Origin of the sequence: Kitasatospora sp. CB02891 (assembly GCF_002803145.1) — a bacterium.
In the GTDB taxonomy this organism is placed as follows: domain Bacteria; phylum Actinomycetota; class Actinomycetes; order Streptomycetales; family Streptomycetaceae; genus Kitasatospora; species Kitasatospora griseola.
On sequence record NZ_NNBO01000021.1, the window covers coordinates 1 to 25,577 of the forward strand.

At 69.5% G+C, this 25,577-nt stretch carries 14 protein-coding genes and 3 rRNA genes; 11 read left to right on the forward strand and 6 right to left on the reverse strand.

Annotated features, from left to right (window positions below; all coding sequences use genetic code 11):
• Positions 1-116: 116 nt before the first annotated feature.
• From CG736_RS32660 to CG736_RS32675, 4 genes are all read left to right on the forward strand, one after another.
• Positions 117-1,633 (forward strand): 16S ribosomal RNA (locus CG736_RS32660).
• A 280-nt stretch (positions 1,634-1,913) separates the two neighbouring features.
• A 23S ribosomal RNA gene (locus CG736_RS32665) occupies positions 1,914-5,019 on the forward strand.
• 93 nt (positions 5,020-5,112) lie between these two features.
• Positions 5,113-5,229: ribosomal RNA gene (gene rrf / locus CG736_RS32670) — 5S ribosomal RNA — on the forward strand.
• The 16S, 23S and 5S rRNA genes sit together here, the layout of an rRNA operon.
• Positions 5,230-5,328: 99 nt before the next feature.
• Positions 5,329-6,183, forward strand: a complete 855-nt coding sequence (locus CG736_RS32675) for a phosphatase PAP2 family protein (protein WP_232734335.1) — start codon at positions 5,329-5,331, stop codon at positions 6,181-6,183.
• Positions 6,184-6,205: 22 nt separating this feature from the next.
• Here CG736_RS32675 and CG736_RS32680 read toward each other — a convergent pair whose 3' ends face one another.
• From CG736_RS32680 to CG736_RS32705, 6 genes are all read right to left on the reverse strand, one after another.
• Positions 6,206-7,069 (reverse strand): winged helix-turn-helix domain-containing protein, encoded by an 864-nt coding sequence (locus CG736_RS32680; RefSeq protein WP_100589754.1) that lies wholly within the window; start codon positions 7,067-7,069, stop codon positions 6,206-6,208.
• A gap of 152 nt (positions 7,070-7,221) precedes the next feature.
• Entirely contained in the window at positions 7,222-8,223 is a 1,002-nt protein-coding gene (locus CG736_RS32685) for an ABC transporter permease subunit (RefSeq protein ID WP_100589755.1), read from the reverse strand.
• On the reverse strand, positions 8,220-9,110 hold the full coding sequence (locus CG736_RS32690) for an ABC transporter ATP-binding protein (protein ID WP_100589756.1): 891 nt from the start codon (positions 9,108-9,110) through the stop codon (positions 8,220-8,222). The genes CG736_RS32685 and CG736_RS32690 overlap by 4 nt, the downstream gene beginning before the upstream one ends.
• Positions 9,107-9,496 carry a GntR family transcriptional regulator gene (locus CG736_RS32695; protein ID WP_043909742.1) on the reverse strand — a complete coding sequence of 130 codons (390 nt, stop codon included), beginning with the start codon at positions 9,494-9,496 and terminating at the stop codon, positions 9,107-9,109. The genes CG736_RS32690 and CG736_RS32695 overlap by 4 nt, the downstream gene beginning before the upstream one ends.
• A gap of 167 nt (positions 9,497-9,663) precedes the next feature.
• Complete coding sequence (locus CG736_RS32700) at positions 9,664-10,218, reverse strand: GPR1/FUN34/YaaH family transporter (RefSeq protein WP_100589757.1); 555 nt, start codon at positions 10,216-10,218, stop codon at positions 9,664-9,666.
• 256 nt (positions 10,219-10,474) lie between these two features.
• Positions 10,475-13,033, reverse strand: a complete 2,559-nt coding sequence (locus CG736_RS32705; protein WP_100589829.1) for a SpoIIE family protein phosphatase — start codon at positions 13,031-13,033, stop codon at positions 10,475-10,477.
• A 511-nt stretch (positions 13,034-13,544) separates the two neighbouring features.
• Here CG736_RS32705 and CG736_RS32710 point away from each other — a divergent pair.
• The 7 genes from CG736_RS32710 (at position 13,545) to CG736_RS32740 (ending at position 25,295) form a co-directional block, all read left to right on the forward strand.
• Positions 13,545-18,020: a HAMP domain-containing protein gene (locus CG736_RS32710; RefSeq protein WP_100589830.1), complete on the forward strand. Its 4,476-nt coding sequence runs from the start codon at positions 13,545-13,547 to the stop codon at positions 18,018-18,020.
• A 201-nt stretch (positions 18,021-18,221) separates the two neighbouring features.
• Positions 18,222-18,860: a two-component system response regulator gene (locus CG736_RS32715; RefSeq protein ID WP_043912221.1), complete on the forward strand. Its 639-nt coding sequence runs from the start codon at positions 18,222-18,224 to the stop codon at positions 18,858-18,860.
• 121 nt (positions 18,861-18,981) lie between these two features.
• The gene (locus tag CG736_RS32720) at positions 18,982-21,633 is read left to right on the forward strand and encodes a DNA translocase FtsK (RefSeq protein ID WP_100589758.1); all 2,652 of its coding nucleotides are present in this window, start codon (positions 18,982-18,984) and stop codon (positions 21,631-21,633) included.
• 158 nt (positions 21,634-21,791) lie between these two features.
• Complete coding sequence (locus CG736_RS32725; RefSeq protein ID WP_232734336.1) at positions 21,792-22,661, forward strand: helix-turn-helix domain-containing protein; 870 nt, start codon at positions 21,792-21,794, stop codon at positions 22,659-22,661.
• 72 nt (positions 22,662-22,733) lie between these two features.
• Entirely contained in the window at positions 22,734-24,188 is a 1,455-nt protein-coding gene (gene rimO / locus CG736_RS32730) for a 30S ribosomal protein S12 methylthiotransferase RimO (RefSeq protein WP_100589760.1), read from the forward strand.
• Positions 24,185-24,817, forward strand: coding sequence for a CDP-diacylglycerol--glycerol-3-phosphate 3-phosphatidyltransferase (gene pgsA / locus CG736_RS32735; RefSeq protein ID WP_100589761.1), 633 nt, complete (start codon positions 24,185-24,187; stop codon positions 24,815-24,817). The genes rimO and pgsA overlap by 4 nt, the downstream gene beginning before the upstream one ends.
• Positions 24,810-25,295, forward strand: coding sequence for a CinA family protein (locus CG736_RS32740; RefSeq protein WP_198520691.1), 486 nt, complete (start codon positions 24,810-24,812; stop codon positions 25,293-25,295). The genes pgsA and CG736_RS32740 overlap by 8 nt, the downstream gene beginning before the upstream one ends.
• Positions 25,296-25,577 lie beyond the last annotated feature (282 nt).

The window sequence follows — 25,577 nt, forward strand, 5'->3', positions numbered from 1 at the left end:
CCCCGGCCGGTCCTCTGGATCGGTTGGAGATTCCTTTATGAAGTATCACTAGCGAGGACGCAGTGCGCAGGACCGCCCTATTCCGGTGGTTGCTGTGCCGCTCTTTCGTGGAAGCATTCACGGAGAGTTTGATCCTGGCTCAGGACGAACGCTGGCGGCGTGCTTAACACATGCAAGTCGAACGGTGAAGCCCTTCGGGGTGGATCAGTGGCGAACGGGTGAGTAACACGTGGGAAATCTGCCCTGCACTCTGGGACAAGCCTTGGAAACGAGGTCTAATACCGGATATGACCTGCTCCTGCATGGGAGTGGGTGGAAAGCTCCGGCGGTGCAGGATGATCCCGCGGCCTATCAGCTTGTTGGTGGGGTAATGGCCTACCAAGGCGACGACGGGTAGCCGGCCTGAGAGGGCGACCGGCCACACTGGGACTGAGACACGGCCCAGACTCCTACGGGAGGCAGCAGTGGGGAATATTGCACAATGGGCGAAAGCCTGATGCAGCGACGCCGCGTGAGGGATGACGGCCTTCGGGTTGTAAACCTCTTTCAGCAGGGAAGAAGCGCAAGTGACGGTACCTGCAGAAGAAGCACCGGCTAACTACGTGCCAGCAGCCGCGGTAATACGTAGGGTGCGAGCGTTGTCCGGAATTATTGGGCGTAAAGAGCTCGTAGGCGGCCTGTCGCGTCGGATGTGAAAGCCCGGGGCTTAACCCCGGGTCTGCATTCGATACGGGCAGGCTAGAGTGTGGTAGGGGAGATCGGAATTCCTGGTGTAGCGGTGAAATGCGCAGATATCAGGAGGAACACCGGTGGCGAAGGCGGATCTCTGGGCCATTACTGACGCTGAGGAGCGAAAGCGTGGGGAGCGAACAGGATTAGATACCCTGGTAGTCCACGCCGTAAACGTTGGGAACTAGGTGTTGGCGACATTCCACGTCGTCGGTGCCGCAGCTAACGCATTAAGTTCCCCGCCTGGGGAGTACGGCCGCAAGGCTAAAACTCAAAGGAATTGACGGGGGCCCGCACAAGCAGCGGAGCATGTGGCTTAATTCGACGCAACGCGAAGAACCTTACCAAGGCTTGACATACGCCGGAAACGTCCAGAGATGGGCGCCCCCTTGTGGTCGGTGTACAGGTGGTGCATGGTTGTCGTCAGCTCGTGTCGTGAGATGTTGGGTTAAGTCCCGCAACGAGCGCAACCCTTGTTCTGTGTTGCCAGCGAGTAATGTCGGGGACTCACAGGAGACTGCCGGGGTCAACTCGGAGGAAGGTGGGGACGACGTCAAATCATCATGCCCCTTATGTCTTGGGCTGCACACGTGCTACAATGGCCGGTACAAAGGGCTGCGATGCCGTGAGGCGGAGCGAATCCCAAAAAGCCGGTCTCAGTTCGGATTGGGGTCTGCAACTCGACCCCATGAAGTTGGAGTTGCTAGTAATCGCAGATCAGCATGCTGCGGTGAATACGTTCCCGGGCCTTGTACACACCGCCCGTCACGTCACGAAAGTCGGTAACACCCGAAGCCGGTGGCCTAACCCGTAAGGGGAGGAGCCGTCGAAGGTGGGACCAGCGATTGGGACGAAGTCGTAACAAGGTAGCCGTACCGGAAGGTGCGGCTGGATCACCTCCTTTCTAAGGAGCACATAGCCAGATCCGAGCGAACGTCTCGGATTGGTTGCTCATGGGTGGAACGTTGACTATTCGGCACACACGGTGATGACTGCCAGTACTGCCCCTCGGGGGCGTGGAACGCGGTTCGGAGTCGGTGTGTCGGGCACGTTGTTGGGTCCTGAGGGAACGAGTGATCGTTTCTTCTGGGATGCCGGCCTCATGCGAGGCGCCCCTGTTGGGGTTGCCGAGTTTGGGTGTCTGGTCGTTGTTTGAGAACTGCACAGTGGACGCGAGCATCTGTGGCCAAGTTTTTAAGGGCGCACGGTGGATGCCTTGGCACCAGGAACCGATGAAGGACGTGGGAGGCCGCGATAGGCCCCGGGGAGCTGTCAACCGAGCTTTGATCCGGGGGTGTCCGAATGGGGAAACCCGGCAGTCGTCATGGGCTGTCACCCGCTGCTGAACACATAGGCAGTGTGGAGGGAACGCGGGGAAGTGAAACATCTCAGTACCCGCAGGAAGAGAAAACAACCGTGATTCCGGGAGTAGTGGCGAGCGAAACCGGATGAGGCCAAACCGGCATGGTGTGAGACCCGGCAGGGGTTGCCATGTTGGGGTTGTGGGAAAGTTCTTCAGTCGTCTGCCGGCGGCTGGGCGAGTCAGAAACCGTATGGGTAGTCGAAGGACATGCGAAAGGTCCGGCGTAGAGGGTAAGACCCCCGTAGACGAAATCTGTACGGCTCGCTTGAGCTTCTCCCAAGTAGCACGGGGCCCGAGAAATCCCGTGTGAATCTGGCGGGACCACCCGCTAAGCCTAAATATTCCCTGGTGACCGATAGCGGATAGTACCGTGAGGGAATGGTGAAAAGTACCGCGGGAGCGGAGTGAAATAGTACCTGAAACCGTGTGCCTACAAGCCGTGGGGGCAGCCTTCGGGCTGTGACTGCGTGCCTTTTGAAGAATGAGCCTGCGAGTTTGCGGTGTGTAGCGAGGTTAACCCGTGTGGGGTAGCCGTAGCGAAAGCGAGTCCGAACAGGGCGTTTGAGTTGCATGCCCAAGACCCGAAGCGGAGTGATCTAGCCATGGGCAGGTTGAAGCGCGGGTAAGACCGTGTGGAGGACCGAACCCACCAGGGTTGAAAACCTGGGGGATGACCTGTGGTTAGGGGTGAAAGGCCAATCAAACTCCGTGATAGCTGGTTCTCCCCGAAATGCATTTAGGTGCAGCGTCGTGTGTTTCTTGCCGGAGGTAGAGCACTGGATAGGCGATGGGCCTCACCGGGTTACTGACCTTAGCCAAACTCCGAATGCCGGTAAGTGAGAGCACGGCAGTGAGACTGTGGGGGATAAGCTCCATGGTCGAGAGGGAAACAGCCCAGAACACCGACTAAGGTCCCTAAGCGTGTGCTAAGTGGGAAAGGATGTGGAGTCGCAGAGACAACCAGGAGGTTGGCTTAGAAGCAGCCACCCTTGAAAGAGTGCGTAATAGCTCACTGGTCAAGTGATTCCGCGCCGACAATGTAGCGGGGCTCAAGCACATCACCGAAGTCGTGTCATTGCAGCAATACTCCCAACGGAGGCTGTGATGGGTAGGGGAGCGTCGTGTGCCGGGTGAAGCAGCCGAGGAATCGAGTTGTGGACGGTTCACGAGTGAGAATGCAGGCATGAGTAGCGATACAAGAGTGGGAAACTCTTGCGCCGATTGACCAAGGGTTCCTGGGTCAAGCTGATCTGCCCAGGGTAAGTCGGGACCTAAGGCGAGGCCGACAGGCGTAGTCGATGGACAACGGGTTGATATTCCCGTACCCGCTTTGAAGCGCCAACGCTGAACCTCTTGATGCTAAGCCCGTGAAGCCGGCCCGGAGTCTTCGGACAATGGGACGTGGTGGAGCCGGTGACCCAACGGGGTAGTAGGTGAGCGATGGGGTGACGCAGGAAGGTAGTCCAGCCCGGGCGGTGGTAGTCCCGGGGTAAGGGTGTAGGACGTTGCGTAGGCAAATCCGCGTCACATCAAGTCTGAGACCTGATGCCGAGCCGATTGTGGTGAAGTGGATGATCCTATGCTGTCGAGAAAAGCCTCTAGCGAGTTTCATGGCGGCCCGTACCCCAAACCGACTCAGGTGGTCAGGTAGAGAATACCGAGGCGTTCGGGTGAACTGTGGTTAAGGAACTCGGCAAAATGCCCCCGTAACTTCGGGAGAAGGGGGGCCATTGCTGGTGATGGGACTTGCTCCCTGAGCTGGTGGTGGCCGCAGAGACCAGCGAGAAGCGACTGTTTACTAAAAACACAGGTCCGTGCGAAGCCGTAAGGCGATGTATACGGACTGACGCCTGCCCGGTGCTGGAACGTTAAGGGGACCGGTTAGTCCGATTTCGGTCGGGCGAAGCTGAGAACTTAAGCGCCAGTAAACGGCGGTGGTAACTATAACCATCCTAAGGTAGCGAAATTCCTTGTCGGGTAAGTTCCGACCTGCACGAATGGCGTAACGACTTCTCGACTGTCTCAACCACAGGCCCGGTGAAATTGCATTACGAGTAAAGATGCTCGTTTCGCGCAGCAGGACGGAAAGACCCCGGGACCTTTACTATAGCTTGATATTGGTGTTCGGTTCGGCTTGTGTAGGATAGGTGGGAGACTTTGAAGCCGTGACGCCAGTCATGGTGGAGTCGCCGTTGAAATACCACTCTGGTCGTGCTGGATGTCTAACCTGGGTCCGTGATCCGGATCAGGGACAGTGTCTGGTGGGTAGTTTAACTGGGGCGGTTGCCTCCTAAAGAGTAACGGAGGCGCCCAAAGGTTCCCTCAGCCTGGTTGGCAATCAGGTGTTGAGTGTAAGTGCACAAGGGAGCTTGACTGTGAGACTGACGGGTCGAGCAGGTACGAAAGTAGGGACTAGTGATCCGGCGGTGGCTTGTGGAAGCGCCGTCGCTCAACGGATAAAAGGTACCCCGGGGATAACAGGCTGATCTTCCCCAAGAGTCCATATCGACGGGATGGTTTGGCACCTCGATGTCGGCTCGTCGCATCCTGGGGCTGGAGTAGGTCCCAAGGGTTGGGCTGTTCGCCCATTAAAGCGGTACGCGAGCTGGGTTTAGAACGTCGTGAGACAGTTCGGTCCCTATCCGCTGTGCGCGTAGGAGTGTTGAGAAGGGCTGTCCCTAGTACGAGAGGACCGGGACGGACGAACCTCTGGTGTGCCAGTTGTCCTGCCAAGGGCATGGCTGGTTGGCTACGTTCGGGAGGGATAACCGCTGAAAGCATCTAAGCGGGAAGCCTGCTTCGAGATGAGCACTCCCACCTCCTTGAGAGGGTAAGGCTCCCAGTAGACGACTGGGTTGATAGGCCGGATATGGAAGCCCTGTGAGGGGTGGAGTTGACCGGTACTAATAGGCCGAGGGCTTGTCCTCAGTTGCTCGCGTCCACTGTGTTGGTTCTGAAACCACGAACAGAACCCCGCCCCGTTGATCGGGTCGGGTTCCGGTTCGACAGTTTCATAGTGTTTCGGTGGTCATAGCGTGAGGGAAACGCCCGGTTACATTCCGAACCCGGAAGCTAAGCCTCACAGCGCCGATGGTACTGCAGGGGGGACCCTGTGGGAGAGTAGGACGCCGCCGAACAATTCTTCAGAAGAAGCCCCCTGACGGGATGTCAGGGGGCTTCTTCGCGTTTCCGGACCGGAAATTTCCGGATACCCTTCGCCAATGCAGAACCTGACTTTGACCTGGCAAACCTCGGCCGCTGCCTCCGCGGCACTGTACGGGGCGGCGTTCGCCGCCGGGCGGGTCGCTGCGAGCCGGGCCGGCAGTGGGCAGCGGAGGGGGCGGGTCGCGGCGGACGTGCTGCGGGAGGCGGGGACGCTGCTGGCGCTGTTCGCGCTGTGGCAGGTGGTCGGGCACCTGTCGTTGATGGGGACGGACAATGCGCTGGACCGGGCGGCGTGGATCCACCGGACGGAGCTGGATCTGGGGTTGCCGGACGAGGCGTCCTGGCAGCAGGCCGTGGTGGGGCATCCGTGGCTGGTGCAGGCGGCGAACTACTACTACGCGACGATGCACTTCGGCGTGATGCTGGTCGTGCTGCTGTGGCTGTTCCTGCGGCACCGTGAGCGGTACGCGTGGGTGCGGACGACGGTGGTGGCGACCACGGCGGTGTGTCTGCTGGTCCAGTTCATTCCGGTGGCGCCGCCGCGGATGCTGCCGGGGAACGGGTTCGTGGACCTGGCGGCACAGTACGGGCAGTCGGTGTACGGCAACGCGGTCGCGGGGGTGGTGGCGGACCAGCTGTCGGCGATGCCTTCGGTGCACGTGGCGTGGTGCGTGATCACGGCAGTGGCGGTGATCGCCGTCGCACGCGGGCCGTGGCGGTGGCTGATGGTGCTGCATCCGCTGGTGACGGTGTGGGTGGTGGTGGTGACGGCCAACCACTTCTGGGCGGACGGGGTGGTGGCGCTGGCGATACTGCTGACGGTGTACCTGCTGCAGGCGGTGCTGACGGGGTGGCGTCGGCCGGAGCCGGGGGATTCCGCGACGGCGCGTCCGGAGGAGCGGGAGCCCAGCGCCGTGCAGAGCTGAGGGCGACGGGGTTCAGACGGGTTCAGCCGGGCTGGGCGGAGAGCAGGGCTTCGGCGAGGGCGGTGCGGTAGTAGCGGCCGGCGGCGCCGGAACGGGCGTGGGAGACCAGTCGGGCGTCGAGCAGGACGGTGAGGTGGTCGCCGACGGCGGCGGGGCTGAGGCCGGTGAGGGTGGCGAGCTGGACGGTGTCGCGCGGGCGGTCGAGGCCGGCGAGCAGTTCGGCCCGGGCGCTGCCGAGCAGGCGGCCGAGGCTGGCGGGCGGGGTGCGCGGGGTGGGGACGGGCGCGGCGGAGATCGGGTAGATCACGGCGACGCGGGTGGTGTCCTGGGCGATCCAGCCGTGGCGGGCGCCGGTGGGGACGAAGAGCAGTTCGGCGTCCGCGGGCTCGTCGGGGACGGTGAGCTGGAGCCGACCGGTGGACAGCCAGCGGTGCCGGGGGCCGAGCGCGGGGAGGGCGGCGGGCCAGCCGTGGTGGTCGGCGAGGCGGCGGCGGGCGGTGGCGTCGGCGCGGAGGGTGCGCAGGCGGGCCGGCCACTCGGGGTGGACGACGTGCTGCCAGGTCCAGTCGAGGAGTTCGGCGAGCGCGGGGGCCAGGCCGAGCCCGGTGAGGTCGAGTCCGTGCGGGGCGGCGTCGGGGTCGGGCGGGGGCAGCCGGAACTCGGTGGGCCAGCGGGCGGCCGTCCGGGCGCGCAGCCAGTCGTCGAGGTGGGGCGCGGTGGCGAGGTGCTGCTGGAATGCGGGCCGGTGGGTGGCGAGCCAGGCGCGGCGCCAGGGTTCGGGCCGGATCTCGGTGAGGATGCCGAGGGTGGCGACGGTCTCGACCAGCGGCGAGAAGGCAAAACGGCATGCGACGAGCGCCTCCGTGCTCACCTGCCACTGGCCCATGCGTCTCCTCCGATCGGAGACAGTAGCAATCGGCAGGTGGGACGGGAGGGGATTGCGGGATCACCCGCCACCCGACCGGGTGGTGTGGTGGCCGTAAGGTGACGGTGCGGCCGAAGCCAGTTGCGTTGGCTTCGGCCGCACCTGAATGTCGATCAGCCGAGGCGGCGGTGCAGGCCCCAGGTGGTGAGAGCGGTCAGGGCAGCGGTGAGGGCGAGGAAGATCGCGGTCTCGATCCACTGGAACGGCCAGTAGCGGTCGGCGGGTTGGTAGTCGATGGCGACGTGCAGGTTCGCGTGGGCGAGGCAGTCCTCGGACGGGACGTCGTGGCTGTTGTTCGCGCACGGCTGGGTGCCGAAGGTGAGGACGCGTTCGGAGCTGTCGCGGATCGGCGAACTGTCGGAGAGCATCCACGCGTCGGGCACGGCGAGGCCGGCGACGAAGGTGGCGGACGGCCCGTGGGAGCCGGTGAAGCCGAGCATCCTGGTGGACCTCAGGGTGGCGGCGTCCAGTGCGACCACGCTGTGCACGGGCTGTTCGAGGTGCGGGCGGACGGCGAGCGGGACGAGCACCTGGACGGCGGCGAAGACGGCCAGGGTGACGGCCATCGCGGCGACGGTGCGGCGCAGGAACAGGCCGAGGCAGCTGCCGAGGGCGACCGCGAACGCGGCGTAGCCGAGCGGGACGATGCCGCGGGAGGCGAACAGCAGCGGGGTGAAGCGGTCGCGGTTGAGGTGGTCCAGCGGGGAGGCGAACCAGGTCACCAGCAGGCTGAGCAGCCCGGTGACGGTCACCGCGGTGACGCCGACCAGCAGCAGTTTGACGGTCAGCCAGCGGCCGCGGCCGATGCCCTGGTTCCAGATCAGCCGGTAGGTGCCGGTCTCCAGTTCGCGGGCGATCAGCGGCGCGCCCCAGAACGCCCCGATCAGGGCGGGCACCAGCAGGACCAGGGCGCTGCCGGTCCAGTAGGGGAAGACGTAGGTGTCGAGCAGCTGGCTGCCGTCGGCGCAGCCGCCGTCGGGGCAGCCGGCCGTCAGGTCGTGGTACTTGTCCCGCAGGTCCAGGCCGGAGATCAGCAGGTACGCGGTGGCGGCGACGAGTACGGCCGCGGCCGCCAGGAACTGGGCGCGGAACTGACGCCAGGTCAGCCAGGTCATCGCTGGGGCTCCAGGGCGGGTCGGGAGTCGGCAGAGGGTTCGAGGTGGGCGAGGACGAGGTCCTCCAGGCCGATCGGGTCCATCACCCAGGACGGGTCGTCGACGGCGGCGTCGGCGCGGACCACGAAGGTGCTCTGGCGTTCGGTGTGTTCGGCGTGCACGACCCGCATGCCGGCCGGCAGGGTGTCGGCGTCGCGGCGGGCGGTGGTGAGCCGGAAGTGGGTGGCGAGCAGATCGTCGATCTCGCCGTCGGCCCGGACGCGGGAGTCGGCCAGCACGATCAGGTGGTCGCAGACCCGTTCCAGGTCGGAGACCAGGTGGGAGGAGAGCACCACGGTGGCCTGCGACTCGGATTCGGCGACGAACTCCATCAGGCTCTGCAGGAAGGCGCGTCGGGCCAGTGGGTCGAGGGCGGCCACCGGCTCGTCCAGCAGCAGCAGTTCGGGCCGTTTGGCGACGGCGAGGGTGAGGGCGAGCTGGGCGCGTTGGCCGCCGGAGAGGCGGCCGGCCCGCTGGGCGGGGTCGAGGCCGAGTTGCCGGACGCGGCGATCGGCTAGTGCGGCGTCCCAGTGGGGGTTGAGGCGGGCGCCGAGGCGCAGGTGGTCGGCGACGGTCAGGGTGGCGTAGGTCGGGGTGTCCTGGGCGACGAAGCCGACCCGGGCGAGCTGGGCGCTGTCGGCGGCCGGGGGCCGGCCGAACACCTCGACGGCGCCGCTGGTGGGGGTGAGCAGGCCGCAGGCGAGCTGCAGCAGGGTGGACTTGCCGGCGCCGTTGGGGCCGACCAGCCCGACGACGCGTCCGGCGGGGACGGTCAGGGTGCAGTCGGCCAGCGCGGTGCGGCGGCCGTAGCGCTTGGTCAGCGCCCGGGTTTCGACGATCGCGGTCATCGCTCCTCTTCGACGGTGGTTCGGAAGGTCTGCTGGAAGAGGGCCTCGATGGACTCCTGGTCCAGTCCGGCGGCCCGCGCCGAGGCCAGCCAGCGGCGCAACTCCTGCCGCAGCGGCTCGTGTTCGGACGTGGCGGGGTCGCCGAGGGTGCCGGTGACGAAGGTGCCGACGCCGGGCTTGGGGGAGACCAGGCCCTCGTTCTCCAGTTGGCGGTAGGCCTTGAGCACGGTGTTGGGGTTGATCGCGACCTTCGCCGCGACGTCCTTGACCTTCGGCAGCCGGTCGCCCTGGTGGAGCAGGCCCAGTCGGAGGGCCTGCCGCACTTGGTGGACCAGTTGCAGGTAGGGGGCGACACCGGACCGGGGCTCGATGTGGAACTCGATCACCGCAACCTCATTTATCTAGCTTCCTAGCACTATAGAACTGATGATCCGACGGACCGTCAAGTAAAGGATTGCGCAAGGGCGTTGACCAGCGGAGACGCGAACGGGCGCAGGCATGCCGAAGCCCGGGCGCCGTGGGGGTGGCGTCCGGGCCTCGGGGACTGCGGCGGTTACTTGACCGGGAGTGCCACCCGGCCCCAGCGTCCGCCGGTGAGGGTGGCGGTGGCCCAGTACCAGGCGGCCAGGCCGGCCAGGGCGGCGAACCAGCTGCCGACCTTGCCCCAGCCGCCGGAGCCGCTGAGGACGCCGACGGCGTTGAGCACCAGGGCGAGGGTCAGCAGGCCGTACACCGCACGGGCGAGCAGGCCGGAGCCCCAGGCGGCGGCGGTCAGGGTGAGCGCGAGCAGCGCCCACAGCAGCAGGAACAGGCCCGCGGTGTGCCGGCCCGCCGGGCCGGCCGCCGCCCAGGTCGCCCAGAAGGCGCCGAGGGCGGTGAAAGCGGTGCCGCTGAAGCGGTCGCCGCCGCGGAACTGCCACAGGCCGGCGACGAACAGCGTCACCCCGCCGACCAGGTGGGCCAGCGCGGAGGCGCCGCCGGTGGTGGTGCCGCTGAGGACACCGGTGCCGAGCAGGCCGTACGCGAGGAGGGTGAGACCGAGGGCCAGGTAACCGAGCGGACCCGCGTCAGCGGATCGGGCGTTCGCCCCGGAGGCGTCATTGCTCACCGGAGGCTCCTTTCACTCTGCGCCAGGGCATGGCGAGATCGCGGTGAAGGGTGGGGCGTGCGAGATGGTGCCGGGTGCCGGGTCGTGGGCGCACCGAAGAAGGGTGCGGCGGCTGCGGCGAGATGAGAGAACCGGCGGCTCAGCCACCGGTCGATGCCCTCCGGGGTGGAAGCCCCCGGCGCCTACGGTCTACCCGGCCCCCGGGACTTGTACCCTTGTGAACCGCCCTGAGCGAGCAAGTGTGAGCAAACCGTGACTAGTTGAGCCGCTGGGTCGGAATGCGCAAGGTCAGGATCGCCATGTCGTCGGACGGCGGCTCGGGTGCGAAGCGCTCCACCGCGCGGTGCACCCGGGCGGCGACGGCGCCCGCGGTGAGGCCCGCGCAGCCGGTCAGCACCTCGATCAGGCCGTCGTCGCCGAGCATCCGGCGGCCCTCCCGGCGTTCGGTGACGCCGTCCGTCACGCACAGCAGCACCTCGCCCGGGGCGAGCACCAACTCCTCGGCGGTCAGATCGAGTTCGTCCATCACGCCGAGCAGCGGCTGCGGCGAGGCGGCCTGGTCGACCTGCCCGTCGGTGCGCAGCCGCAGCGGCAGCGGGTGGCCGGCGCAGACCAGCGACAGCGCGGTCGAGCCGTCCTCGCGGGGCGTCAACTCGCCGTAGAGCAGGGTGAGGAAGCGGGCCCGGCTGCCCTCGTCGAGGATCGCCGCGTTCAGCCGGGTGAGGACCTGCGGGGCGCTCAGGCCCTCGCGGGCCAGCAGGCGCAGCGAGTTGCGGGCCAGGCCGGTGACCGAGGCGGCCTCGGGGCCGGTGCCGCAGACGTCGCCGATGGCGAAGCCGTAGGTGCCCTCGCGGATCGGGAACAGGTCGTAGAAGTCGCCGCCGACCTCGTTGCCCTCGCCCGCGGCCTGGTAGAACACCTCGACCTCGACGCCGGGGATCTTCGGCAGCTCCGGCGGCAGCAGGGCGCGCTGGAAGGCCTGCGAGGTGGCGGTGCGCTCCGAGTAGAGGCGGGAGTTGTCGAGCGCCAGGGCGGCCCGGCGGGACAGGTCCTCGCCGAGTTCCAGGATCTCCTGGCGGAACCGGACGCCGCGCCGGGTGCCGAGCACCAGCAGGCCGATCACCCGGTTGCGGGCGGACAGCGGCAGCACCACCGTCTCGCCGAGCAGGCCGGCCAGTTCGGGGCTGTCGGCCAGGCCCAGGGCGCGGGCGGTGTCGGCCGGCGCCGTCCACGGGCAGGCCCCGGGGCTGAACTCCGCCTCCGGGGCGGGGGACTTGTCGAGCAGGGCGCGCAGCGCGTCGATCCGGTCCTCGTCCTCGTGCAGCACGAAGGCGAGTTCGGCGCCCGCGGCGGCGTCCGCGGTGGTGTAGACGGCGCACCAGGACGCCAGGGTGGGGATCGCCATCTGCGCCATCAGGGCGAGCGTCTGCTCGTGTTCCAGGGTGCCCGCGAGCAGGTCGGAGGCCTCCACCAGGAAGGACAGCGAGCCGCGCCGCAGCCGCTCCAACTCGCCGAGCCGGGCGCTCTCCAGGGCCAGCGCGATCCGGTCGGCGGCGAACTGCAGGCGCAGCGCGTCCTCGTTGTCGTAGCGGCCGGGCGGGGCGGCGGCCACCCCGAGCGAGCCGGTCAGCCGGCCCTCGACCTTCAGCGGGACGGTGATCAGCGAGCGCAGGTCGGTGCCGGCCAGCAGCGGCGCGGCGCCGGGCCGCACCGCCAGGTCCTCGTGGACGGCCGGGAGCCGGGCCGAGTCGAAGCGGCCGGCGCCGCCGTCGATCGGCAGCCGGGCGAAGCGGCGGGCCGGGCCGGCCAGGCCGGTGGCGGCGCGCAGTTCGAACTCGGTCTCGTCCTCGCTGGTGAGCATCAGGTAGGCGGCGTCCGCGTCGAGCAGGTCGCGGGCCCGTTCGACGATCCGCTGCAGCAGGCTGGACAGGTCGTCGGGGGAGACCGGGCCGACCAGCAGGTCGAGCGGTTCGACGGCGGTGGTGACGGCCTCGGTGGACGCGGCGGCGGTGCCCGGGGTGCGCAGCACCGCCCGGTCGGACTCGCGCACCAGCAGGCACAGCACGATCGGCGCGCCCTCGCTGTCGCGCAGCCGGACGTGGGTGCCGTACACCTCGCGGGCGGAGCCGTCGCCGCCGCGCACCGTGTAGCTGCCCTCCCAGCGGGCCAGCCGCAGGGTGTCGCCGAGCCCGAGGCCGGGGGTGTGCGGCCAGACGGCGAGCTCCGCCCAGGGGCGGCCGAACACGGCGTCGGCGGGGCGGTGGAAGAGCGATTCGGCGTCGGCGTTCCAGTGCCGGATCCGGCCGTGGTCGTCGAGCTGGACGACGGCGACCCGCACCAGCCCGTCCGCGGCGGGCAGTTCGCCGCCGGGCAGGCTGGGCAGCGCGTACCGCGTGCCGGGCTGCTGCTCGGGCAGGGTGAGGCGGAACCACACGGTCTTCCGGCCGGCCGCGTACTCGACGCCCCAGCTGCTGGACAGCGCCGAGCACATCAGCAGACCGCGGCCGCCCTCGCCGTCCGGGTCGGCGTACCGGTCCGAGTTGAGCGTCACATTGGCGAAGGAGTCCTGGCCGCGCTCCGGGTGCCGGTCGCTGACCTCGATCCGGACGGTCTCCTCCTCGCGCAGGCAGGCCACCTCGGCGGCCGTCCCGGCGTGCACCACGGCGTTCGTGACGAGTTCGCTGACCAGCACCACGGCGTCGTCCACCACCTCGGGCAGGTCCCACCCGAGCAGGGCGTCCCGGACGAAGCCGCGGGCCGCGGCGGCCGACCGGTCGACCGGTTCGAAGGTGGCGGCTGCGCGCGCGGTGACCACGGCCACGTCTCCTCTGCTGCTGGTACGGCGGGTGGATGAGGTCCTGCGGCGGGCCGGGGCGGGGGTCGCCTCGGCACGTGCGGCCCTCCACCCTACTTTCCGGTTGGTACCCCGCGGGGGCGGGGCGCTGAAACAAGCCCCTGGGGGTGATTTCCTTCACGACTTTCCCCGGTCGTTCCCCTGGTCGCCCGGGGAAACCCTCCGCAACCGGTCCGACACCGGGTGCCAGTGCTGTCACACTGGGGGGTCCGTGTGCCGTCGCCCACCGCAGTACGGTCGAGGGGACGGCGGGGAATCGACGGGCCGTTCGCCGGCCCTTCCGCCGCGGTGACAGTGAGGACCTGGGAGGGCCCCGTTGAGTTCGGCGACCAAGGACGTGTCCGGTACCACGACGGCCGCTGCGCGCGGCACGCGGTCGGCGCCCCCCTCGCGGGCCGGTGGCCGGCGCCAGGGCCCCGGGCGCGGCGCGGAGCCCGCGGAGCTGCGCAAGCTGCTGGCCGCGCTCACCGCGATGCGCGACGGCAACTTCCGCCGCCGGCTGACCTTTCCCGGCGACGGCCTGCTGGCCGAGATCGCCGCGGTGTTCAACGAGGTCGCCGAACGCAACCAGCACCTGACCGGTGAACTGGCCCGGGTGCGGCGCGCGGTGGGCCGCGAGGGCCGGCTGTCGGAGCGGCTGGAGACCGGCGTCGGCGAAGGCGCCTGGATGGCGGCCGTCGACAACTGCAACGCGCTGATCGACGACCTGGCCCGGCCGATGGCCGAGGTCGGCCGGGTGCTGTCGTCGATCGCCGAGGGCGACCTGACGCAGACCATGGAGCTGCGCTCGGTGCACACCACCGGCGCGAGCTACCCGCTGCGCGGCGAGTTCCTGAAGGTCGGCCGGACCGTGAACGGGCTGGTCGACCAGCTCAGCGAGTTCACCGAGCAGGTGACCCGGGTGGCGATCGAGGTCGGCACCGAGGGCAAGCTCGGCGGGCAGGCCCGGGTGCGCAGCGTCTCCGGCTCCTGGAAGGACCTCGCCGACTCCGTCAACACCATGGCCGGTCGGTTGACCGCGCAGGTGCGCAACATCGCCGAGGTGACCACCGCGGTGGCCCGCGGCGACCTGTCGCGCAAGGTCACCGTCGACGTCGACGGCGAGATGCTGGAGCTGAAGAACACCGTCAACACCATGGTGGACCAGCTCAACTCCTTCGCCGCGCAGGTCACCACGGTGGCCCGCGACGTGGGCACCGAGGGCCGGCTGGGCGGTCAGGCGCAGGTGTCGGGGGTCGCCGGCGTGTGGCGCGACCTGACCGACTCGGTGAACTTCATGGCCGCCAACCTGACCGCGCAGGTCCGCAACATCGCGGAAGTGACCACCGCGGTCGCCAAGGGCGACCTGTCGCGCAAGATCGAGGTCGACGCGCGCGGCGAGATCCTCGAACTCAAGAACACCATCAACACCATGGTCGACCAGCTGTCCGGCTTCGCCGAGCAGGTGACCAGGGTGGCGCGGGCGGTCGGCACCGAGGGCATCCTCGGCGGGCAGGCGCAGGTGCCGGGCGTGGCCGGCGTCTGGAAGGACCTGACCGAGAACGTCAACTCGATGGCGAACAACCTCACCTCGCAGGTCCGCGGCATCGCGCAGGTGACCACCGCGGTGGCCAAGGGCGACCTGTCGCAGAAGATCCAGGTGGACGCCCGCGGCGAGATCCTGGAGCTCAAGAACACCATCAACACCATGGTCGACCAGCTCTCGGCGTTCGCCGACGAGGTCACCCGGGTCGCCCGGGACGTCGGCACCGAGGGCATCCTCGGCGGCCAGGCCAGCGTGCCCGGGGTCTCCGGCACCTGGAAGGACCTCACCAACTCGGTGAACCTGATGGCCAACAACCTGACCAGCCAGGTGCGTTCGATCGCCGAGGTGACCACCGCGGTGGCCCGCGGCGACGTCTCCAAGAAGATCACCGTCGACGCCAAGGGCGAGATCCGCGAGCTCGTCACCACCGTCAACACCATGGTCGAGCAGCTGTCCGCGTTCGCCGACGAGGTCACCCGCGTGGCCCGCGAGGTCGGCACCGACGGCATGCTGGGCGGCCAGGCCCGGGTCTCCGGCGTGTCCGGCATCTGGCGCGACCTGACCGACAACGTCAACCTGATGGCGTCCAACCTCACCTCCCAGGTGCGAAACATCGCCGAGGTGGCGTCCGCGGTGGCCCGCGGCGACCTGTCCAAGAAGATCGCCGTCGACGCGGCCGGCGAGGTCGCGGCGCTCGCCGACACCCTGAACACCATGGTCGACCAGCTCTCGGCCTTCGCCTTCGAGGTGACCCGCGTCGCCCGCGAAGTGGGCACCGACGGCATGCTGGGCGGCCAGGCCGGAGTGCCGGGCGTGGCCGGCATCTGGAAGGACCTGACCGAGAACGTCAACCTGATGGCCAACAACCTCACCGGCCAGGTCCGCAACATCGCGCTCGTCATCACCGCGGTGGCCCGCGGCGACCTCTCGCAGAAGATCGACGTGGACGCCCGGGGCGAGATCCTGGAGCTCAAGACCAGCATCAACACCATGGTCGACCAGCTGTCCGCGTTCGCCGACGAGGTCACCCGCGTCGCCCGCGAGGTCGGCACCGACGGCCGGCTCGGCGGCCAGGCCCGCGTCCCCGGCGTGGCCGGCACCTGGCAGGACCTCACCGAGTCGGTGAACGAACTCGCCAACAACCTGACCCGGCAGGTGCGCGCGATCGCCCAGGTCGCCACCGCCGTCACCAGGGGCGACCTGTCGCTGCGGATCAACGTGGACGCGTCCGGCGAGCTCGACGAGCTCAAGGACAACATCAACCAGATGATCGCCAACCTGCGCGAGACCACCCGGACCAACAAGGAACAGGACTGGCTGAAGTCCAACCTGGCCCGGATGTCCGGCCTGCTGCAGGGCCGCCGGGACCTGTCCGCCGTCGCCTCGCTGATCATGAGCGAGCTCACCCCGGTGGTCTCCGCCCAGCACGGCGCGTTCTTCCTCGCCCAGCCCGCCGGCCGCACCGCCGAACTCGTCACCGAGGACGACGACGAGAACGACATCGTGCTGCGCCTGATCGGCTCCTACGGCTACCACCGGCGCACCATGCCCACCACCTTCCGGCTCGGCGAGGGCCTGATCGGGCAGGCCGCGGTGGAGAAGCGGCCGATCGTGCTGAAGGAGACCCCGCCCGGGTACCTGAAGATCTCCTCCGGCCTCGGCGAGTCCTCCCCGGCGCACGTGGTGGTGATGCCGGTGCTGTTCGAGGACCGGCTGCTCGGCGTCATCGAACTCGCCACCTTCTCCAGCTTCACCACCGTCGCGCTGGACTTCCTGAACCAGATCGCCGACCAGATCGGCGTCACCGTCAACACCATCTCGGTCAACACCAAGACCGAGGGCCTGCTGCTGGAATCCCAGCGACTGACCGCCGAACTGTCGATGCGCTCCGCCGAACTGGAGGCCCGGCAGGAGGAACTGGAGCGCACCAACGAGGAGTTGCAGGAGAAGGCCGAGCAACTCGCCCAGCAGAACCGCGACATCGAGATCAAGAACGGCGAGATCGAGGAGGCCCGGCAGATCCTCGAGGAGCGCGCCGAACAGCTCGCGCTGGCCTCCCGCTACAAGAGCGAGTTCCTCGCCAACATGTCGCACGAGCTGCGCACCCCGCTCAACTCGCTGCTGATCCTGGCCAAGCTGCTCTCCGACAACAACGAGGGCAACCTGTCCGCCAAGCAGGTCGAGTTCGCCGAGACCATCCACGGCGCGGGCAGCGACCTGCTCCAGCTGATCAACGACATCCTCGACCTGTCCAAGGTCGAGGCCGGCAAGATGGACGTCCGCCCGGCCCGGATCGCCCTGGTCCAGCTGGTCGACTACGTGGAGGCCGCGTTTCGGCCGCTCACCGCCGAGAAGAACCTGGACTTCGCGGTCCGGGTCTCCCCGGACCTGCCGATCACCCTGCACACCGACGAGCAGCGCCTCCAGCAGGTGCTGCGCAACCTGCTGTCCAACGCGGTGAAGTTCACCGACGCCGGCGCGGTCGAGCTGATGATCCGCCCGGTGTCCGGTCCGGACACCCCCCAGCACGTGCGCGAGCAACTGCTGGAGACCGGCACCATCGGCGACCCCGACGAGCAGCTGATCGCCTTCTCGGTCTCCGACACCGGCATCGGCATCCCCGGCAACAAGCTGCGGGAGATCTTCGAGGCGTTCAAGCAGGCCGACGGCGGCACCAGCCGCAAGTACGGCGGCACCGGCCTCGGCCTGTCCATCAGCCGGGAGATCGCCCGGCTGCTGGGCGGCGAGATCCACGTGGCCAGCGAACTCGGCGGGGGCTCCACCTTCACCCTCTACCTGCCGCTGCGCAGCGAGGGCCCGGAGCCGGTGGCCCTGGAGCGCGGCGCCGCGCCGCGCGCCCTGGAGCCCTCCCGCACGCCCGCCGAGCAGTGGACCCAGGAGGCCCGCGGGCTGGTCGAGGAGCGCCGCCGCTCCACCCTGGAGCGCCGCCGCGCCGCCCGCCCCGAGGAGGCCCCGCGCCCGGCCGAGGAGACCATCCCGCGCCAGGGCGAGCCGGTCCGCACCAACACCGGCGCCCCGATCCGCTTCGACGGCGAGCGGGTGCTGATCGTCGACGACGACATCCGCAACGTGTTCGCCCTCACCAGTGTGCTGGAGCAGTACGGCCTGACCGTGCTGTACGCCGAGAACGGCCGGGAGGGCATCGAGATGCTCGAACAGCACGAGGACGTCGCCCTGGTGCTGATGGACATCATGATGCCGGAGCTGGACGGCTACGCGACCACCGAGCAGATCCGCCGGATGCCCCGGTTCGCCGGGCTGCCGATCATCGCGCTGACCGCCAAGGCGATGAAGGGCGACAAGGAGAAGAGCCTGCAGGCCGGCGCCACGGACCACATCACCAAACCCGTGGAGACCGACCACCTGCTGGCGGTGATGCGCCAGCACCTGCCCGTCAGGTAACCGCCGCCCGACGGGGCCGCCCGCGCTGGCGGCCCCGGCCGGGAACCCGGTAAGGTCACCCGTCGTTGCCAACAGTGACCGGACGGTGACGCCCGGCACCGGGCCTGTGGCGGGCAAGGGGGTACGGCTAGCATGACCGGGGCAGTGATGGGCGGCACGAAGGTGCCCGCTCTGGGGAAACAACCGGCAGGAGGGCGGGTCCTGGTGCAGAAGGCGAAGATCCTCCTGGTCGACGACCGTCCGGAGAACCTGCTCGCCCTGGAGGCGATCCTCTCCGCGCTCGACCAGACACTGGTGCGCGCCTCCTCCGGCGAGGAGGCGCTCAAGGCACTTCTCACCGACGATTTCGCGGTCATCCTGCTGGACGTGCAGATGCCGGGCATGGACGGCTTCGAGACCGCCGCGCACATCAAGCGTCGCGAGCGGACCAGGGACATTCCGATCATCTTCCTGACCGCGATCAACCACGGTCCGCACCACACCTTCCGCGGCTACGCGGCCGGTGCGGTCGACTACATCTCGAAGCCCTTCGACCCGTGGGTGCTGCGCGCCAAGGTCTCCGTCTTCGTCGACCTCTACCAGAAGAACACCCAGCTCAAGGAGCAGGCCGCGCTGCTGCGCCTGCAACTGGAGACGGACGAGGAACCGGCCATCGGCGGGGCGCTGCTCGGCGAGCTGTCGGCCCGGCTGGCCGCCGTCGAGGAACAGGCCGAGGCGCTCACCAAGCAGCTCGACGCCACTGCCGACAGCGCCGGAGCCGCCGCGACCGCCGCCCACCTGGAGCGCAAACTGGTCGGCCTGCGCCGGGCCCTGGACGCACTGCGCCCCGGCGCAAACTGAGCGGCCGTCAGCGTCACTCGTCCGGGTGGTTCACGGGCCGCTGACGGCGCGTCGACGGCGCAACCCGCCGAAGTGCTCCCGCGCATGTCCGGGGCCGGGTTGCGCCGGTAGGCTGCCCTCCATGGCCACACGAACGCCCGGAAGCGCCGCCGCACGCACCAGCAAGCCCGGGCCGGCCAAGAAGACACCGGCGAAGAAGGCCGCCGCGGCCAAACCGGCCGCCAAGAAGGCCCCGGCGAAGAAGTCCCCGACCAAGAAGGCGGCCGCGGCGCCCGCGCCGCCGCCCCGGCCGATACTCTTCCGGGCCGTCCGACGGATCTGGCTGGGCCTGGCCAACGCCATCGGCGCGGTCTTCCGCAGTTACGGGCACGGCGCCCGCAACCTGCACCCGGAGCACCGCAGGGACGGCGTGGCGCTGCTGCTGCTGGCGCTCACCCTGGTGACCGCCGCCGGCACCTGGTTCACCCCGCAGGGCTGGTTCGGCGAGGCCGCCACCGCCGTGGTCTCCGGCCTGTTCGGCCGCCTCGACGTGCTGGTGCCTTTCCTGCTGGGCGCCATGACGCTGCGGCTGATGCGCCACCCCGACATGCCCGAGGCCAACGGCCGGATAGTGATCGGCCTCACCGCGCTGGTGGTCGCCGTGCTCGGCCTGGTCCACATCGGCTGCGGCGCGCCCGCCATGGGCTCCGGCGCCACCCGGATCCGGCAGGCCGGCGGCCTGATCGGCTGGGCCGGATCCACCCCGATGATGGCCGCCGCCGGCCCGCTGCTGGCCGTTCCGCTGCTGCTGCTGCTCGCCGTCTTCGGCCTGCTGGTGGTCACTGCCACCCCCATCAAGCGCATTCCGCAGCGCCTGCGCCTGCTGGGTGTCCGCCTGGGCGTCGCCGAGCCGCTGCCCGGCGAGTTCGAGGACGCCGGGCCGGGCGCCGACGACCGGGAGTACTCCACCGCCCCGCCGGAGGACGCCGACCCGGACGCGCTGCCGATCACCATCGAGGACGACGACGCCCGCCCCAGGCGCCGCCGCCGGAAGCAGGCCGAGTCGGACCCGGCGGAGTCCGCGCCGGTCTCCTTCGAGAAGGACCCGTACCAGACCCGCGACCTGGCCGCCGGCGTCGCCGCCGACCTGGTGGACGGCGCGCTGCTGTTCGGCGTGGCCGGCTCGCCGGCGGTGGCCAGCGTGGTCGGGCAGGTCAAGGACAACACGGTGCCGCCCGAGGAGCCCTGGCCGTCCGAGGCGCCCGCCGACCGGGCCCCCGACGGCCACGGCGAGGCCCCGGCCCGGATGGAACAGCTCCAGCTGGCCGGCGACATCACCTACGCCCTGCCGTCGCTGGACCTGCTGGAGCGCGGTGCGCCGGCCAAGGCCCGCTCGCAGGTCAACGACGACATCGTCGCCCAGCTCACCGGCGTGTTCGCCGAGTTCAAGGTGGACGCCAAGGTCACCGGCTTCAGCCGCGGCCCGACGGTCACCCGCTACGAGGTCGAGCTCGGCCCCGCCGTCAAGGTCGAGCGGATCACCGCGCTGGCGAAGAACATCGCCTACGCGGTGGCCACCCCCGACGTGCGGATCATCTCGCCGATCCCCGGCAAGTCCGCGGTCGGCGTGGAGATCCCCAACCGGGACCGCGAGATGGTCACCCTCGGCGACCTGCTGCGCTCGCGCAGTGCCGCCGAGGACACCCACCCGATGGTGGTCGGCATGGGCAAGGACGTCGAGGGCCACACCGTGATGGCCAACCTGGCGAAGATGCCGCACGTGCTGGTGGCCGGCGCCACCGGCGCGGGCAAGTCGTCCTGCATCAACTGCCTGATCACCTCGGTGCTGGTGCGCGCCACCCCCGACGAGGTGCGGATGGTGCTGGTCGACCCCAAGCGGGTCGAGCTGACCGCCTACGAGGGCATCCCGCACCTGATCACGCCGATCATCACCAACCCGAAGAAGGCCGCCGAGGCCCTCCAGTGGGTGGTGCGCGAGATGGACATGCGCTACGACGACCTGGCGGCCTACGGCTTCCGGCACGTCGACGACTTCAACGCCGCGGTGCGGGCCGGCACCGTGCAGCCGCCGCTGGGCAGCGAACGCGAGCTGACCCCCTACCCGTACCTGCTGGTGATCGTCGACGAGCTGGCCGACCTGATGATGGTCGCCCCGCGCGACGTCGAGGACTCGGTGGTCCGGATCACCCAGCTGGCCCGCGCCGCCGGCATCCACCTGGTGCTGGCCACCCAGCGACCCTCGGTGGACGTGGTCACCGGCCTGATCAAGGCCAACGTGCCGTCCCGGCTGGCCTTCGCCACCTCGGCGATGGCCGACTCCCGGGTCATCCTCGACCAGCCCGGCGCGGAGAAGCTGATCGGCAAGGGCGACGCGCTGTTCCTGCCGATGGGCGCCTCCAAGCCGGTCCGCATGCAGGGCGCGTTCGTCACCGAGGCGGAGATCGCCAAGATCGTCCAGCACTGCAAGGACCAGCTGGCGGCCCGCTACCGGGACGACGTGGTGGTCGGGTCCGGCCCGAAGAAGGAGATCGACGAGGAGATCGGCGACGACCTCGACCTGCTGGTGCAGGCCGTCGAACTGGTCGTCACCACCCAGTTCGGCTCCACCTCGATGCTCCAGCGCAAACTCCGGGTCGGCTTCGCCAAGGCCGGCCGGCTGATGGACCTGATGGAGTCGCGCGGCATCGTCGGCCCCAGCGAGGGCTCCAAGGCCCGCGACGTGCTGGTCAAACCGGACGAGCTGGACGGCGTGCTGATCACCCTGCGGGGGTGAGCGACGGGTGGTCCCGATGGCCGGAAAGCGAGGTGACCACCCGTCAACTTCAGTAGCAGAACTGTGGCACGTTCGGGCCCCCTCCGGTTGAGAAACGTTACGGCACCACCCCTAGACTGGTTCCTCAGCAGGTGGCCTCCGCTCGAAAGGCGTGCCCAGTGACCATCGGCAAGTCCCCCCGCCGTTCCGCCCCCGGCCCTTCCGCGCCCGGCTCCGCCGCTCCGGAGCACCCCGCGGAGCAGAGTCACGCCGCCGACGGGCCGAGCATCGGGCGGCTGCTCGCCAGGGCCCGGATCGACGCCGGCCTGACGGTCGACCAGGTCAGCACCCGCACCCGGATCCGGGTGCCGATCGTGCACGCCGTCGAGGCCGACGACTTCGACCGCTGCGGCGGCGCCTTCTACGCCCGCGGCCACCTGCGGCTGCTGGCCCGCGAGGTCGGCCTGGACGGCGAGGCGCTGGTCGCCCGCTACGACGCCGAGCACGGGGGGGGCGGCGCGTCCGCCACCCGGCTGTTCGACGTCGGGCCGGTCACGGTCAAGGACCACCGCCGCCCGAACTGGACCGGCGCGATGGTCGCCGCGATCGTCGCGGTGGTCGTGCTGATCGGCTACAACCTGGTCGGCTCCTCGTCCCCCGCCGGCAACGGGCCCGGCGCGGCCAGCGCCCCGCTGCCCTCCGGCGTCTCCGCCCCGGCCACCCTGGAGGCCTCCGCGCAGCCGCCCGCCCCCGAGGCGGGCGCCGGGGCGGTGGCCGGCGCCCCCGCCGACAAGGTCACCGTCAAGCTGGTCGCCGGGCAGGACAAGAGCTGGGTCACCGCCAAGGACGGCAGCGGGAAGTCGCTGTTCTCCAACAACCTGGAAGCCGGCCAGGACCAGACCTTCACCGACCCGAAGAAGATCACTCTGGTGATCGGCAACGCCGGGGCCGTGCACCTGTTCGTCAACGGCAAGGACCTCGGTCCGGCCGGTCAGGACGGCCAGGTGGTGCACCTCACCTACACCCCGGGCGACCCGCAGGCGGGCTGATCCGGCCGCTCGATCGAACCGCGCGCCCTCCGGGGGGAACTCCACCGGGGGGCGCGCGTTAATCTTGGCGTCATGCCTGAACCCCGCACTGTCGCCCTGGTCACGCTCGGATGCGCCCGCAACGAGGTCGACTCCGAGGAACTCGCCGGGCGACTGGAGGCCGATGGCTGGCGGCTGGTCGACGACGCCAGCGAAGCCGATGTCGCCGTCGTCAACACCTGCGGGTTCGTCGAGGCCGCCAAGAAGGACTCCGTCGACGCCCTGCTGGAGGCCAACGACCTCAAGGGCCACGGCCGTACCCAGGCCGTGGTCGCGGTCGGCTGCATGGCCGAGCGCTACGGCAAGGAACTCGCCGACGCCCTCCCCGAGGCCGACGGCGTCCTCGGCTTCGACGACTACGCCGACATCTCCACCCGCCTGAACACCATCCTCTCCGGCGGCCACGTCGAGGCCCACACGCCCCGCGACCGCCGCAAGCTGCTCCCGCTCACCCCCGTCGAACGGCAGGCCGCCGCGGCCGAGGTCGCCCTGCCCGGCCACGGCACCCCCGAGGACCTCCCCGAGGGCCTCGCCCCCGCCTCCGGCCCGCGCACCCTGCGCAAGCGTCTCGACGACGCCCCCGTCGCCTCGATCAAGCTGGCCTCCGGCTGCGACCGCCGCTGCTCGTTCTGCGCCATCCCCGCCTTCCGGGGCTCCTTCATCTCCCGCCGTCCCAGCGACGTGCTGAACGAGGCCGTCTGGCTGGCCGGCCAGGGCGTGCGCGAGGTCGTGCTGGTCTCCGAGAACAACACGTCCTACGGCAAGGACCTCGGCGACATCCGACTGCTGGAGACCCTGCTCAGCGAGATCGCCGCCGTCGAGGGCATCGAGCGGGTCCGGGTCAGCTACCTGCAGCCCGCCGAGATGCGCCCCGGTCTGATCGACGTGATGACCGGCACCACGAAGGTCATGCCCTACTTCGACCTGTCCTTCCAGCACTCGGCGCCCGCCGTACTGCGCCGGATGCGCCGCTTCGGCTCCACCGAGCAGTTCCTCGGCCTGCTGGAGTCGATCCGCGCCAAGGCCCCCGAGGCCGGCGCCCGCTCCAACTTCATCGTCGGCTTCCCCGGTGAGACCGAGGAGGACTTCGCGGAGCTGGAACGGTTCATCACGCACGCCGGCCTGGACGCCATCGGCGTCTTCGGCTACTCCGACGAGGACGGCACCGAGGCCGCCGGCTACGACGGCAAGCTCGACCAGGACGTGGTCGACGACCGCGTCACCCGGCTCTCCAAGCTCGCCGAGGAGCTCACCGCGCAGCGCGCCGAACAGCGCGTCGGCAGCGAGGTCACCGTGCTGGTCGAGTCGATCGAGGACGGCGTGGTCGAGGGCCGCGCCGCCCACCAGGCCCCCGAGACCGACGGCCTGACCACCCTGCTCGGCGCCGACGACGCCGAGATCGGCCAGTTCTACCGGGCCACCGTGGTCGGCACCGAGGGCGTCGACCTGGTCGCCGAGGCGATCACGCTGCTCGGAGCCGACGTATGACCAAGGGGCCGGGGGCCCCGGCCGAGACCCGGCCGACCCCGGCCGCCGTCCCGCCGCAGCCCGGCCTGTGGAACATCGCCAACGTGCTGACGATGTTCCGGCTGCTGCTGGTGCCGGTCTTCGTCGCCCTGCTGTTCGCCGACGGCGGGCACGACCCCAAGTGGCGGGCGTTCGCCTGGGCGGCGTTCGCCGTCGCCATGATCACCGACGTCTTCGACGGGGCGCTGGCCCGCAGCAAGGGCCTGATCACCGACTTCGGCCGGATCGCCGACCCGATCGCCGACAAGGCGATCATGGGCGCCGGCCTGATCGGCCTGTCGATCCTCGGCGACCTGCCCTGGTGGGTCACCGCGGTCATCCTGGCCCGCGAACTCGGCATCACCCTGATGCGGTTCTGGGTGATCCGCTACGCCGTCATCCCGGCCAGCCGCGGCGGCAAGCTGAAGACCCTCACCCAGGGCATCGCGGTCGGCATGTACGTCCTGGTGCTCACCGGCCCGCTGGCCACCGGCCGCGCCGTGATGATGGCGATCGCCGTCGTCCTCACCGTCGCCACCGGCCTCGACTACGTGGTCCAGGCGATCCGGCTGCGCCGCGAGGGCATCGCCCGGGAGCGCCGCGGTGAGTGAGCTCGCCGCCCGCCTGCTCGCGGCGCTCGAGGCCGACGGCGCCACCCTGGCCGTCGCCGAGTCGCTCACCGGCGGCCTGCTGGCCGCCACCCTGGTCGACGTCCCCGGCGCCTCCGCGGTGTTCCGCGGCTCGGTCACCGCGTACGCCACCGACCTCAAGGCGTCCGTGCTCGGCGTCGACGAGGGCCTGCTGGACGTCCGCGGACCGGTCCACCCCGTGGTGGCCCGGCAGATGGCCGAGGGCGTCCGGAACCTGCTCGGCGCCGACTGGGCGCTGGCCACCACCGGCGTCGCCGGGCCCGACCCGCAGGACGGACAGCCCGTCGGCACCGTGTACGTGGGCCTCGCCGGGGCGCGGGGAACAGAAGCCCTCCCGCTCCGGTTGTCCGGTGGGCGTGACAGGATCCGACACCAGTCCGTGGAAGCCGCGCTCGACCTGCTGCTGCGCCGGCTGACCGGACCGGACACCGACCGCTGAGCATCACCGAGCGCCGGCGGCCGCGGGCCGAAACCCGCGAACCCGCCGCACCCGATGGAGGAACGTGTTAGACCGGATGCTCCGGCCGGGACGACCCCGGTCGGACCGCCCCCGCGTCGACCGGGAGTCGACCGGGCGTCCGGAGCCGGACATCTGCCCGTCACGGGTGGTTCGACGGCCCGGAACGGGAAGAACAGGGGAGGGGACGCCTTGCAGCCCAGAGTGAACACGACCCCGGTCCCCGCACGGGACACGGACAAGGCGGTACGGTGGGGTCGTGAC